The sequence below is a fragment of the Camelimonas lactis genome, from assembly GCF_004342915.1.
GTDB lineage: Bacteria > Pseudomonadota > Alphaproteobacteria > Rhizobiales > Beijerinckiaceae > Camelimonas > Camelimonas lactis.
Window position 1 is genome coordinate 179785 of record NZ_SLWL01000004.1, and the last position, 13516, is coordinate 193300.

Below are 13516 nucleotides of genomic sequence, written 5' to 3' on the forward strand. Positions count from 1 at the left end.
GTTCATGTCGGATCGGCGCCTTTTCACGTCGGATCGGCGCCTTCGCGCGCGAGAAACTGGCCGGCGGCGTCCTGCTCGGCGGCGCGCTTGGAGGCGCCCTTGCCGATGCAGGGTTCGAAGCCCTGGACCTGGGTGGAAATGGTGAAGACCGGCGCGTGGTCCGGCCCGGTCGTTTCCACCAGCTCGTAGCCGGGATTGGGCAGGCCGCGGGCGTGGGCCCACTCCTGCAAGGTGGTCTTGGCGTCGCGCAGCGGCCGCTGCGGCGCGTGCATGCGCGGCCCGAAGGCGGCGCGCACCACGGCGGCGGCGGCGCCATGGCCGCCATCGAGATACACCGCGCCAACAATCGCCTCGCACACATCGGCAAGCAGCGAAACGTTCTGGCGGGCGCGCGGGAAGGCGCCGCCGGCGGCGAGGCGCAGGTGCGGCGGCACATCCCAGGCGCGGGCCACCTCCGTGCAGGTTTCGCGGCGCACCAGCTCGGCGAGGCGGCGCGACAGCTCGCCCTCCTCCGCCGCCGGGAACGTGCGGAACAGCATTTCCGCCACCACCAGGCCCAGCACCCGGTCGCCCAGGAATTCCAGCCGCTGGTAGGAGCCGATGCGATCGTCGGCGCCGCTTACGTGGGTCAGCGCACGCTCCAGCAACGAACGGTCGGTGAAGCTGTGGCCAACGGCGGCTTCCAGCGCCGCCAGAGGTGGTTTGCGCGCGGCCATGTCAGCGAACCCTGGTGAACATGCGATCCCAGCGCACGCTCCACGGCCATTTCCAGAACTGCCAGGCGGCCGAATCTTCCTTCACCGAGAAGAAAATCAGCTCGGCGCGCCCGATGAAATTCTCGAACGGCACATAGCCGACGCTCGATTCATCGCGGCTGTCGGTGGAGTTGTCGCGGTTGTCGCCCATCATGAAGTAATGACCGGGGGGCACGGTGTAGACATAGGTGTTGTCCCAGTAGCCCTTGTCGCCGTCACGCTCGATCACCCGGTGCTTCACGCCGCCCGGCAGCGTCTCGATATATTGCGGCACAGGAACCATCCGCCCCCAGGAGTCCGGGGTGACGTAATCCTCAATGCGCTGGCGCTCGACCATCTGGTCATTGATGTACAGCCGCCCGTCGCGCATCTGGACGCGATCGCCCGGCAGGCCAATGACGCGCTTGATGTAATCGGTGGAATTGTCCTTTGGCAGCTTGAACACCGCCACATCGCCGCGCTTCGGCTCCGAGGCGAGGATGCGGCCATTGAACACCGGCGGGCTGAACGGAATGGAGTATTTCGAATAGCCGTAGGAATATTTCGACACGAACAGGTAATCGCCGATCAGCAGCGTCGGGATCAGCGAGCCCGAGGGAATGTTGAACGGCTGGAACAGCAGGGTGCGCACGACGACCGCGATGAGCAGCGCCTGGACAATGACCTTGACGGTTTCGTAGAGGCCGCCGTCTTTCGACGGCTTCTCCCGGTTTTCAACATCCGTGCGCGCCATGCACCGGCCTTCCGTGGCCGGTCACGGCCTGACCGGCGAAATGGGTTTCAGATGAAGCGCCGGCCCTGAAGCTGGCGTTCGGGCATGTTGCGGTTGCACGACGCCGGGCCCCGGTTTCGGAACCAGATGTCGCGCAACCGCAACATGCGCGTCGCGGGACCAGCCGATCGCGCCGATCGCGCCCGCCCCCGCCGCGCGCCATGGATACTCCAAGGCGCAGCCCGGCTCAATCGCGCTCGCGGGCCGCGCAGCAACTGGCGTACAGGTCCGGGCGCAAGCGAATATGCCCTCCAGCGACCTTTCCAGGACATGCGCCGGGGTGGTCGCCGGCAGGCAGCCGGAAACTATGCAACCGTTCTATCGCCCCGGATTGCGGCGCGAACGGGGCCATGCCCCCCCGCAAACTGGCGCAGGCGCCAATCTCCGCGCAAGCGCCGTTTAACCTTGTCAGCCCTGCGAAGTCCGCGTCAGGCCAGCCGCTGCCCATGGGGCGCCACAGGAAGCGCTTCGATGATGACAAACGCCTGGGCCACCGGTGGATCATCGGTGAGCGAAACATGGATCACCGGCTGCATGCCCGGCGGAATCATCGCGTTCAGGCGCGCGAGGGCGCCGCCGGTGAGACGCATGGTGGGCCGCCCGCCAGGCAGGTTGACCACCTCCATGTCGCGCCAGAAGACGCCGAGGCGCAGGCCCGTTCCCAGCGCCTTGGAGCAGGCCTCCTTGGCGGCGAAACGCCGGGCATACGACGCCGCCCGCGCGGCGCGGCGATCACTTTTCACCCGCTCGCCCTCCGTGAAGACGCGGTGGGTGAACCGGTCGCCGAACCGGTTCAGGGACTTTTGTATACGATTGATATCGCAAAGATCCGAGCCAATGCCGACGATCATCCTGCCCTCTCCCCTGGCGGCGTTCCGCCAGGCCGTGACGCCGCGCGCCTGATCTGCGGCCTCCCGATCCTGACCAGCCAGTTACGGCATAAGCGGGCCAGAACCAAGACAAACGGCGCCAGCCAGGCTGGCGCCGTCCATGCCCGGAGGACTGGAAGTCCGGCGGCGTCGCCCCGCGGACGGGGCGGGCGCAGGAGTCTCCGTGAAAACGCCGGACTGACCGGAGCCGGGAATATCCCCGACCGGCGCTTACGCGTTCTGGCCCGCCCGCGAAATCACGCCGGCGATCAGTCCGCCCACCAGGGGCGCCACGATGAACAGCCAGACCTGGGACATCGCCTTGCCGCCCACGAACAGCGCCGGGGCGAGGCTGCGGACCGGGTTAACCGAGACGCCGGTCACATTGACGAAGACAACGTGGATGACGAAGAGGGTGAGCCCGATCACCAGGCCGGCGATGGCGACGTTCACAGCCGGCTTCGTGACCTGCAGGATCAGGTAGACGAAGATGAAGGTGATCAGCACTTCCACGAGCGCCGCCGCCGTGAGGCCATAGCCGGCGCCATACCCTTCGCCCCAGCCGTTCTGGCCAAGGCCGGACGCGGCGACGTCATAGCCGCCAACCTTGTCCATCAGGATCGCGTACAGCACGGCCGCGGCAATGACGCCGCCGACAAGCTGTCCGATGACATATCCCACCGCGTCGCCGAAGCCGATGCGACCAGCGCAAAGGAAACCCAGCGTCACCGCCGGATTGATGTGACAGCCAGAAATACCGCCAATCGAATAGGCGGCCACCATCAGGCCGATGCCGAAGGCGAAGGCGATGCCCAGCAGGCTCATCGCCGTGCCGGCCCCCGTACCCGTGGCGAGCACAACCGCGCCGCAGCCGAAGAAAACAAGCAACGCCGTGCCATATGCCTCTGCGATATACTTCTTCACGCCATCCATAGGACTACCCCCATGCAAGCGGCCATCCCGGCCGCACACTCACGGTCACCGCACAGCGCGCCGCGACCGGTCTGTTCACCGCCCTGGGATGCGAACCGCCGCCAGCAGGCTCTCATGGCCTTTCTGGCCGTGAACCATGGTGCGCGGCGGCTCCCCTCCGGGAAGAGGCTGCTTGTGCGGACGCCGCCAGGCAAACCGCCTGGCCGCCCGTTCTGGATGCGCCATGGCGCAGTTGGCCAAAAACGTCCCGCGCCGGGCGGCGGCGCGGGCCCGTTTTCAGTAACGGGTTCCTTTGTAACTGATTCAATTCTTGTCAGGTATCAATCTTTTGAGAACTGTTATTTATCTGGCGCTGCAAAAGCGTCAGTCACCAGGCAATACGCTGCCGAAGAGGGCCTGCGCGACCATGTGATGCGCATGACAACAGAATTATTAAATAATGAATCCAGCGCTTTACGGCGAAGCTTCCGGCGCCGTCGCCAGGACCGTTGCGCGGCCAGCGCAGGCGCTCCCGTTGACCGCCCCAGAGCGCGCGCCGGCGCCCTTGCCATTTGCCCGGAAGCTTCCCGATGAAAAGGCGCGCATCCGGGGACCCGCGCCCGCGCCAACCCGACGCGGGCGTGCCCCCGGCTGCGAAGGCCTGGCTGCGAAAACCTGGCTGGGAAAACCTGACTGGGAAAACCTGGCTGGCGAACGGCCGCTCTCAACCCGCCCCGGGCGCGCCCTGCTCTGCCCGCGCCGCGAGAATGACAGCGCGCATGCGGGCCACGGCGGCTTCAAGGCCGGTAAAAATGGCCTCGCCAACAAGAAAATGGCCGATGTTGAACTCGACGATCTCAGGTATCCGCGCGACGGGAACGACGGACTCAAAGTTGAGGCCGTGACCGGCATGGATTTCGAGGCCGAGATCGCGCCCGAGCGCCGCCGCCATTTCAATACGGCGCAGCTCCGCCCGCGCCGCTTCCACGGCGCGCCCGTCATGCCGGTCGCAGTAGGCGCCGGTGTGCAGCTCAACCACCGGCGCGCCCAGCTCCGCCGCCATGCGCATGACCGCCGGATCGGCTTCCACGAACAGCGACACGCGGATGCCGGCGGCCGACAGCTCGCCGATCATCGGCTTCAGTTCATCCCTGCGGCCGATGATGTCGAGCCCCCCTTCCGTGGTGCGCTCCTCGCGCCGCTCCGGCACGAGGCAGACAGCGTGCGGCTGCACCTTGAGGGCGATATCCACCATCTCCCGGGTGGCTCCCGCTTCAAAATTGAGCGGGACCATGAGCTCCTGCTTCAGGCGCGCAATGTCGCCGTCGCGGATATGGCGCCTGTCCTCACGCAGATGCGCCGTAATGCCGTCCGCCCCGGCGGCGACCGCCAGGTGGGCGGCGCGGACGGGATCGGGCGCGGCGCCGCCGCGGGCGTTGCGCACGGTGGCCACGTGATCAATGTTTACTCCCAGACGCGGCGTCGTCGCGCGCGTTCTGGCCGTGGGCGTCGCCAGATCCATCTTTATCTCCCCATGATGTCCAGCCGCGATCCCCCATCCGGCTGAAGAACCGGCGCCGGATGATCGCCAGCGCGCCGAAGCATCGCGGCCAGGCGCTTCGCCGGGATGCGCCCGCTGTCCGGTGTTGCACAACTGGCGACGCGGAGCCATGCCGAAACCACCGCATGGGCTACGACGCGCGCCGGCGCCGCGCAGCAAGGCCGCGCGGATGCGGCGAAACCGGCCGGCGCATCAAGAATCGGGTTGCCGTGCGCCCCTGATCTGCCCCAGTCTGGCCGGAAAGCGAAGCAGACCGGCCGGATGAACCAGCCAGGCCCCGACTGCGCCCGGCGTGGCGTGGCCCGCGGGCTTCCTGCTTGCATTTCTGGCGACGCCTGCTCCGGGCCTGCGGGACCTGAGCCGGCCCGCCGCGAACAACGCCAGGGGCCGCCCGGGGTCATGATCCGGGTGGGAGGAAATGACCGGACGGATGGAGACGGCAGCATGAGCAGCGCGCCCGAGGGGATGGTTGTCACTCTTGAAGCAGGGGACGGGTTTATATTTTCCGCCTACCGCGTCGAGCCACGCCGTGAACCGCGCGGCGGCGTGGTCATCCTTCAGGAGATTTTCGGGGTCAATCCCCACATCCGCAAGGTCGCCGACACCTACGCCCGGGCCGGCTACCTCGCCATCGCGCCGGCCCTGTACGATCGCGTCGCGCCCGGCGCCGAACTGGGCTATTCCCCGGCGGACATGCAAAAAGGGCTGGAGCTTCGCGCCCGGTGCGATCTGGCCGCGACCATGAATGACATCCAGGCCGCCATTGATGACGCCGCCTGGGCGGGCAAGGTGGCCGTCGTCGGTTACTGCTGGGGCGGCCAGCTTGCCTGGCGGGCGGCTCATGCGGCGAGCGACCTCTCGGCGGCCGTCATGTATTATGGCGGCGGCGTCGACGCCCTTGGCGATCTGACGCCGCAGTGCCCGGTTCTCGGCCATTTCGGCGAACGCGACGCGCATATCCCGGTCGACCGGGTGTTGCCGCTTCAAACCCGCTACGCCCATCTGGTCAACATCAAGATCTATCCGGCCGATCACGGCTTTAACTGCGAGGCGCGCGCCAGTTACGACGCGGACGCGGCGCAGCTGGCCCAGCAACGCACCCTGGCGTTTCTGGACAAACACCTGGCCGACGACGCCTGAGCGATCCGCGCTGTCAAACACAGGTTCGCAGGCGCGGATTTGGAGGCCCGGTTTTGCGGGCGCGGGTTTGCAGGCGGATGCCGGGGCAGATGCCTGCGACGCGCCGCGTCATCTTGCGCCGGAAACAATGCGCCAATGCGGGAAAATCAGTCCAGAACCGCCCCGGCCGGCCAGCCATTGACGTCGCGCGGCTCCCCGGAGGCGGACGGGCGCCCGGGGCCGTCGCCGATGGTGCGACGCCCCGCTTCCTGACGGGTGGCCCGGTAGATGGCGAATGCATCCGCTGTGGCGTCGCGGGTTTCTTCCATGGCGCCCTCAGCGGCCAGAATCATCGCCCGCAGGTCATAACCGACCTCCGATGAACTGACGAGGCTAACGCGGGCGCGCAGGGCGTCCCACCGCGCCGCCGCAGCGGTGTGCGCCCCGGCGCCGGCGCTCTCGCGCAGCACCTGCTGGACCAGCGGCAACGCGTCATCCGGCTCAATATTGGGCATCAGCACCGCGAAGGCGCCAGGCCTGATCCTGGCGACGATGTCCGTCACGCGCGACAGCGCGATCAGCCGGTCATGAACCAGACGGATCCGGCTTTCCACCCCACCATCCCCGCCGGTACGCTCCAGCTGCACGGCGACAAACGTCACGGGCGCCCGCACCTTGAGCTGCCCGGCGACCAGCCTCGCCGCCTGCCCCAGAAACGCGCCGAGATTGAGAGCGCCGGTTTGTGGATCAAGGGCGGCGAGCACGTCGCGGGCGCGCTGCTGCCGTTCGCGCGTCATGCCAAGCGCCAGCGCCGCGCCAGTGGAAATCGCAATGGTGGCGGCCAGCGTCAGCCACACGCCGATGGGCAGGGACGCGTCCGCGCCGCCGGCGGCCGGCCCCATGTCCGGAAACACCAGGAGAAGAATACAGCAGGTGGCCACGCCCAGCGCGATGGCCAACGGCTTGCGCGATGGCAGCGCTTCGCTGCGCCCGCGCCAGATCTCGCGTAGCGCGAGAAGCAGGAACAGCGCGAACAGCAGCACGATCGACGCCATCAGCACCCCGGCGTCAACCTCGCCCCCGGCCATCGCCGCGCCGCCCAGCCACAGCAAGGCGACGCACCCGGCCGGCGCCAGCACGGATGAACGCCCCTCAAAGGCCCGCGCGGCCTGCCAGACAAGTCCAAACGCGAAAATCGCCGCCGCGCCGCCGGCCAGCCCGGCCAGCCAGGGACCGCCAAACGCCATCCAGACGGCGAGGGACGCGCCGGTCGTCATGCCGGCGAACGCCGCGGCCCACCACATGAGCGTGACGACGCGCCGGTCCATCAGCCAGAGCCCAAGCAGAAACACGCCTTGCGTGCAGGCGATCACTGCGCTGACACTGATAATGGTGGTGAATTGCAGCCCCACGGGGTTCCCCTGAATGCAAACCGTGTCTCCAGGTTCACCAATGTGTTACCACACCTTGTCCCACAGAAAAACCACGAAACCTGCCAGGTCATACCAGTTTTATTGCCAATTCGGCCTACATGAGCCCGGTTGTCCGCAGTTTCCGCCGCCTGCTGTCGCGTCACCGGCAAACAGCCCAGGAATTACGCCGGGAAACATGCCTTTTGCAATCAGCAGTTGCACGCGGCGGTCCCAGGTCGATCGTAGGCCGCCGCATGGGCTGCTTGCCTTCCGGCGATGGATGGGATAACTGGGCCGCTTCACGCATCGGCCCTGGCCGGAAGCTGAACGGACGCCCGCGTCTCCCGCCAGGGAGCATGCGGGGAGCCAGCCGGTTCATGTCCCGTGTTTCCGCCTTCGAACCCATGTTTCGGGCCTTGCACAACGAGGCTCGGAGGGCTTGGCGCCCGGGCGATGCGGAATTCGAGAGAAGAGGCCCGGTTTTATGCCGCTTTATGAACATATCTTCCTGGCGCGCCAGGATGTCAGCGCCGCGCAGGTCGAAGCGCTGGTCGAGCAGTACAAGGGTGTGATCGAAGCCGCCGGCGGCTCTGTCCGCAAGGTGGAGCCGTGGGGCGTCAAGTCCCTCGCCTATCGCATCAAGAAGAATCGCAAGGCGCATTTCACGCTCATGAACATCGACGCTCCGCACGCCGCGGTGGCCGAGATGGAGCGTCAGATGGGCATCAGCGAGGACATCCTCCGCTTCATGACCATCCGCGTCGAAGCGCACGAGGAAGGCCCGTCCGCCATGATGCAGAAGCGCGACCGCGACGACCGTCGTGATCGTGACGGCGAGCGCGGCGGTTTCGGCGGCGGCAACCGCTTCGGCGACCGCGAGCGCGGCCCGCGCCGTGAGCGCAACCGCGACGCCGAGCCCCAGGCGAATGCTTCCAGCGAGGAGAACTGATCATGGCCGCTGCTCCCCGTCGTCCGTTCTTCCGCCGTCGCAAGACCTGCCCGTTCTCGGGCCCGAATGCGCCGAAGATCGATTTCAAGGACACGCGTCTGCTGTCGCGCTACATCTCCGAGCGCGGCAAGATCGTGCCGTCACGCATCACGGCCGTTTCGGCCAAGAAGCAGCGTGAGCTCGCCCAGGCGATCAAGCGCGCCCGCTTCCTGGGCCTGCTGCCTTACGTGATCCGCTAAGGGTCCCTGCCCGCCACGAAGCCGGCCTGGGGTCGGCTTCACTGCGGATGACTGAAACAACGTCCCGGCGCCCATCAGCGGGCGCCGGGACGGTTTTCCGGGAAACCGGACCGCAGGCCCCGCCTGCCTTCTTCACCGTCGCCGGGGCCATGGGGCCGCCGGTATTGTTGGGGACGTTGGATCTCCTAACCCTGCCGGGCCGGTCCCGGAGCAGCGGGACAGCACGACATGTACGCGCAGCTTCTGACAGGCATTGGAGCCGGACTGGCGTCCGCCCTGCTGTTCGCGGTGGTGATCTCGGGATCGCCGGCCGCCATGCTGCTGTCGTACCTGACGCCCCTGCCCATTTTCATCGTCACCATCGGCTGGCGCCACGGAGCCGGCCTCGCCGCCGCCCTCACCGGCGCGATCGTCTGCGGCCTGATCTTCGGCTTCGGCGGTGGCTTCAGCGTCAAGGCGGGCCTCGCCTACGGCCTTGGTCTGGCGCTGCCGGCCTGGTGGATTGGCTATCTGGCGATGCTTGGCCGCACCGACGCGGCGGGGCGCGCCGAATGGTATCCGCTGGGCAAGATCCTGCTGTGGCTGGCCGGAATCGCCACGCTGGTGGCGCTGCTGGGCGCAGTTGCCGTCGGCGGCGGCTACGCCGGCTATGAGCAGGCCATGCGCGCCGCCTTCGGCGCCCTGTTCGACGCCAGCCAGGGCAGCCCGGCGCTTCCCGAGGGCGTCACCCGCGATGACCTGATCGATACGCTGATCACCGCCGCGCCGCTGCTGACCGCCGGCTCGTTCGCGCCGATGCTGACGCTCAACCTGTGGCTGGCCGGCCGCATCGTCGCCGCCTCGGGGCGTCTGGCGCGGCCATGGCCGGCGGTGGCGGACACCCGCATGCCGTTCTGGGCCGTCGGGGCGCTGGCGGTGGCGATCCTTCTGGCGACCCTGGGCCAGGGTTTCGCGGGCTTCACCGGCCTCGCCCTCACCGGCGCGCTGGGCGCCGCTTTCGCCCTGCAATGCCTCGCCGCCCTGCACACCGCCCTGCGCGGCAAGCCGGCCCGCCCGTTCATCCTGGCGCTGCTTTATGCGCTGATCATTCCGTTTTTCGTCTGGATCCTGCCGGTGCTCGCGCTGGGCGGCGTTCTGGATTCCCTTGCGCGCGCCTTCAGAAAAACCGGCGCGGCCCCCCCACCCGCAAACGACGCCTGATTTTCAGGCTCACCATTCACTGGAGCAACATCATGCAGGTCATTCTTCTCGAGCGCGTCGCCAAGCTCGGCCAGATGGGCGAGACCGTCCGCGTCAAGGACGGCTTCGCCCGTAACTTCCTTCTGCCGCAGGGCAAGGCGCTGCGCGCCACCAAGGCCAACCTGGCCCGTTTCGAAGAGCAGCGCGCCCAGCTCGAGGCCCGCAACCTGGAGCGTCGCGGCGAGGCCGAGAAGGTTGGCGAAACCCTGAACGGCCAGGCTTTCGTGCTGATCCGCCAGGCTGGCGAAACCGGCGTGCTGTACGGTTCGGTCTCCTCGCGCGATATCGCCGAGGCGCTGACCGAGGGCGGCTTCTCCGTTGCCCGCCAGCAGATCGGCCTCGATTCGCCGCTGAAGAACCTCGGCCTGCACGAGGTCGCCGTGCACCTGCACCCGGAAGTCGAGGTCAGCGTCACCATCAATATCGCCCGCAGCCCCGAGGAAGCCGAGCGCCAGGCCCGCGGCGAGGACGCCATCGTGCGTGAGGAAACCAGCCTCGACGACCTGGGCCTGGAAGTGGGCGCCGCGCTCGCCGACGCCGGCGACGACGTCGAGCTCTGAGTCTTCGCTCAACATGCGGATACGGAAAGGCGCCCTCCCGGGCGCCTTTTTTGTTGGCGGGCCGCCTTTTTCCGCCGGCAACGCCATTTTTCCGTTGGCAAGACTGCTTTCCCCGTTGGCAAGACTTCTGCCCGCAACACGGATCACTTTTCACACCTGGCTTGTGAATCGGTGGGGAAAGACTGTCAGCCTGATTCAGGAACAGGCCGCAACGTGCTGGCGCAGCAGCATTTTATGGATGACGCGGCAAACCTGGCGCCGCCGCGTCGTCGCCCGCGCGGGGGCGTGGATCGAAACCTGCGCCGCGACGTGCTAGAAGCGAAGCTGGCTCCCCGTCATGGTTAATAGGTCTGACATGTCGCCTGCAAATGCGCTCGCCACCCGCGTTGAGCCCACCGATCCTGGCCATCGCGTTGCCCCACACAATCTGGAGGCGGAGATGGCGCTGCTCGGCGCCATCATGATCAACAACGACGCCTATTATCGCGTCTCGGATTTTCTCAACGCGCCGCATTTTCATATCGAGACTCACCGCCGCATCTATGAGGTGGCCTCGCAGCTGATCCGCGCCGGCAAGATCGCCACGCCGATCACCATGAAGACGTTCCTTCAGGACGTCGACGCCGGCGGGATGACCATCGCGCAATACATGGCGCGCCTCGCCGCCGAGGCGACGACCATCATCAACGCCGAGCATTACGGCCGCGCCATCTATGACCTGGCCATCCGCCGCGAGCTGATCGCCGTTGGCAGCGACATGGTCAACCTGGCCTTCGACGCGCCGGTTGAAGCCTCGCCCCGCGACCAGATCGAGGAAGCGGAGCGCAAGCTGTACGCGCTGGCGGAAACCGGCCGGTACGACGGCGGCTTCATGCCCTTCGGCAACGCGTTGACAGAGGCCATCGACATGGCCGCCGCCGCTTTCAAGCGCGCCGGCAAGCTCTCGGGCATTTCCTGCGGCCTCACCGATCTTGACCAGAAGATGGGCGGCCTGCAACGCTCCGACCTCATCATCCTGGCCGGGCGCCCCGCCATGGGCAAAACCTCGCTGGTCACCAATATCGCCTTCAACGTCGCCAGGGCGTGGAAAGCGGAGCGGCGTCAGGACGGCGTGCTGGAATCGGTGAACGGCGGCGTCGTTGGCTTCTTCTCGCTGGAAATGTCGGCGGAGCAGCTCGCCAACCGCATCATCGCCGAGCAGTCGGGCGTGGCGTCCTACAAGATCCGGCGCGGCGATCTCCAGGAAGACGAATTCATCCGCATCGCCGACGCGGCGCGGGAAATGCAGAGCCTGCCGCTGTACATCGACCAGACCGGCGGCATCTCCATCGCCCAGCTCACGGCGCGCGCGCGCCGGCTGAAGCGGCAGCGGGGCCTTGACCTGCTGATCGTCGATTACCTGCAACTGCTCACGGGCTCGACCAAGAAGGGCGACAACCGCGTGCAGGAGATGACCGAGATCACCACCGGCATGAAGGCGCTGGCCAAGGAATTGCAGGTGCCGATCATCGCCCTGTCGCAGCTGTCGCGTCAGGTGGAGAGTCGCGACGACAAGCGGCCGCAACTTTCGGACCTGCGTGAGTCGGGCTCGATCGAGCAGGACGCCGACGTGGTGCTGTTTGTTTACCGCGACGAGTATTATCTGAAGATGAAGGAGCCCAAGCCCGGCTCCGAAGAGCATTTCAAATGGCAAGCGGAGATGGACCAGGCCCACGGCAAGGCCGAAGTCATTATCGGCAAGCAGCGTCACGGCCCCACGGGCACGGTGCAGCTGGCGTTCGAGGCCGAAATCACCCGCTTCTCCAACCTTGCCCAGGTCGACCACCTGCCGGAGCAGTACTGACGTTAAAACTCTTTATAATATACTGAAATTATTATTGAAGCGCCGGCCGCCGCGGTTTGGCCGCCGCCGGCGCCGAAGGAGCCCCATGCTGGACCCCGCCAAAGCCGGCCATGTCGCGCCGGACCCGGCCAACGCCGATCTCGCAGGCGCCGTGTTGACGATTGACCTTGGGGCGCTTTGCGACAACTGGCGCGCCATGCGCGCCGCCTCGGGCGCGGCGGAATGCAGCGCCGTCGTCAAGGCCAACGCCTATGGAACCGGCCAGGGACCCGCGGTAACGGCGCTGCGCGCCGCCGGCTGCCGCACGTTTTTCGTCGCCCATCCGCACGAGGCTTTTCTGGCGAAGGCCGCCGCGCCAGACGCAACCATCTATGTACTCAACGGCCTGCCCCCTGGCGCGGCCCGTCGCCTCGCGGCGGCCGGCGTGCAGCCGGTGCTGGGCTCCCTGCATGAGCTGGCCGAATGGCGGCGCGAGGCCGGCGACGCGCCGGCGGCGCTGCACATCGACACGGGAATGGAGCGGCTGGGGCTGACGGCCCGGGAGGCTGGCGAGGCCGCGGCCCAGGGCGCTGGCCCCCTCTCCCTGGTCATGAGCCATTTCGTGGCGTCAGAGGAGCCGGACAATCCGCTGAACGATCGCCAGATCACGCGGTTCACCGAACTGTCGGCGCTGTTTCCAGGAACGCGCAGGTCCCTCGCCAACTCCTCCGGCATATGGCTGCCGCAAGCGCCGCACTTCGATCTGACGCGGCCAGGCTACGGGCTGTATGGCGGCAACCCCGCGCCGCACGTCCGCCCCGCCCGGCCCAACCCCATGCGCCCCGTGGTGCGGCTTGAGGCGCGCATTCTCCAGCTGCGGGACATCGCGCCGGACGATACGGTCGGCTACAACGCCAGCTGGCGCGCCAACGGCGAGCGTCGCGTCGCCACCCTGTCGGTTGGCTACGCCGACGGGATTTTCCGCAGCGCCAGCGTTGGCAATACGGGCTCGCCGCAGACCCACACGCCGCCGCACATGGGCGGCGCGGCGCTGGTTGCTGGCGTGCTGTGCCCGTTCGCCGGCAAGATCTCGATGGACCTGCTGGCGGTGGACGTCACCGGTGTTCCACGCGACGCGGCGCGGGCCGGCGACATGGTCACGCTGATCGGCGACGCGCTCAACGTCGACGCCGTGGCGGCGCGCTGGGGCACGATCGGCTATGAGGTGCTGACCAGTCTTGGCCAGCGCCATGCGCGTCACTACGTTGGGACGGCGTGATCAGCATCTGATTCAGCAACGCCGCCCA

Annotated in this window: 13 protein-coding genes; 7 read left to right on the forward strand and 6 right to left on the reverse strand. The window is 67.3% G+C overall.

Annotation, left to right across the window (positions count from 1 at the left end; genetic code table 11):
- Positions 1-23: 23 nt before the first annotated feature.
- The 5 genes from rnc to EV666_RS06850 form a co-directional block, all read right to left on the reverse strand.
- Positions 24-716 (reverse strand): ribonuclease III, encoded by a 693-nt coding sequence (gene rnc, locus EV666_RS06830; protein WP_132005063.1) that lies wholly within the window; start codon positions 714-716, stop codon positions 24-26.
- A gap of 1 nt (position 717) precedes the next feature.
- Positions 718-1488: a signal peptidase I gene (gene lepB / locus EV666_RS06835; RefSeq protein WP_132005066.1), complete on the reverse strand. Its 771-nt coding sequence runs from the start codon at positions 1486-1488 to the stop codon at positions 718-720.
- Positions 1489-1955: 467 nt separating this feature from the next.
- Positions 1956-2378: a holo-ACP synthase gene (gene acpS / locus EV666_RS06840; RefSeq protein ID WP_132005069.1), complete on the reverse strand. Its 423-nt coding sequence runs from the start codon at positions 2376-2378 to the stop codon at positions 1956-1958.
- A 249-nt stretch (positions 2379-2627) separates the two neighbouring features.
- Positions 2628-3320, reverse strand: a complete 693-nt coding sequence (locus tag EV666_RS06845) for an aquaporin (RefSeq protein ID WP_132005072.1) — start codon at positions 3318-3320, stop codon at positions 2628-2630.
- Positions 3321-4032: 712 nt separating this feature from the next.
- Complete coding sequence (locus EV666_RS06850) at positions 4033-4830, reverse strand: pyridoxine 5'-phosphate synthase (RefSeq protein ID WP_132005075.1); 798 nt, start codon at positions 4828-4830, stop codon at positions 4033-4035.
- A gap of 483 nt (positions 4831-5313) precedes the next feature.
- On the opposite strand from EV666_RS06850, the gene EV666_RS06855 reads away from it, so the two are divergent.
- Positions 5314-6009 carry a dienelactone hydrolase family protein gene (locus EV666_RS06855; RefSeq protein ID WP_207906346.1) on the forward strand — a complete coding sequence of 232 codons (696 nt, stop codon included), beginning with the start codon at positions 5314-5316 and terminating at the stop codon, positions 6007-6009.
- 146 nt (positions 6010-6155) lie between these two features.
- On the opposite strand, the gene EV666_RS06860 is transcribed toward EV666_RS06855, so the two are convergent.
- Positions 6156-7400, reverse strand: a complete 1245-nt coding sequence (locus EV666_RS06860) for a nucleotidyl cyclase domain-containing protein (RefSeq protein ID WP_132005078.1) — start codon at positions 7398-7400, stop codon at positions 6156-6158.
- A 484-nt stretch (positions 7401-7884) separates the two neighbouring features.
- Between EV666_RS06860 and rpsF the strand changes: the two genes are divergently transcribed.
- The 6 genes from rpsF to alr all read left to right on the forward strand — a co-directional run bounded on the left by rpsF (position 7885) and on the right by alr (position 13488).
- Entirely contained in the window at positions 7885-8349 is a 465-nt protein-coding gene (gene rpsF / locus EV666_RS06865) for a 30S ribosomal protein S6 (RefSeq protein WP_132005081.1), read from the forward strand.
- Positions 8350-8351: 2 nt separating this feature from the next.
- On the forward strand, positions 8352-8588 hold the full coding sequence (gene rpsR / locus EV666_RS06870) for a 30S ribosomal protein S18 (RefSeq protein ID WP_191318772.1): 237 nt from the start codon (positions 8352-8354) through the stop codon (positions 8586-8588).
- A gap of 228 nt (positions 8589-8816) precedes the next feature.
- Entirely contained in the window at positions 8817-9788 is a 972-nt protein-coding gene (locus EV666_RS06875; protein WP_132005087.1) for a DUF2232 domain-containing protein, read from the forward strand.
- Between the two features lie 32 nt (positions 9789-9820).
- Positions 9821-10387, forward strand: a complete 567-nt coding sequence (gene rplI / locus EV666_RS06880) for a 50S ribosomal protein L9 (RefSeq protein WP_132005090.1) — start codon at positions 9821-9823, stop codon at positions 10385-10387.
- A 355-nt stretch (positions 10388-10742) separates the two neighbouring features.
- Positions 10743-12230, forward strand: a complete 1488-nt coding sequence (locus tag EV666_RS06885) for a replicative DNA helicase (RefSeq protein ID WP_132005093.1) — start codon at positions 10743-10745, stop codon at positions 12228-12230.
- An 85-nt stretch (positions 12231-12315) separates the two neighbouring features.
- Positions 12316-13488 carry an alanine racemase gene (gene alr / locus EV666_RS06890; RefSeq protein WP_132005096.1) on the forward strand — a complete coding sequence of 391 codons (1173 nt, stop codon included), beginning with the start codon at positions 12316-12318 and terminating at the stop codon, positions 13486-13488.
- Positions 13489-13516: the final 28 nt, after the last annotated feature.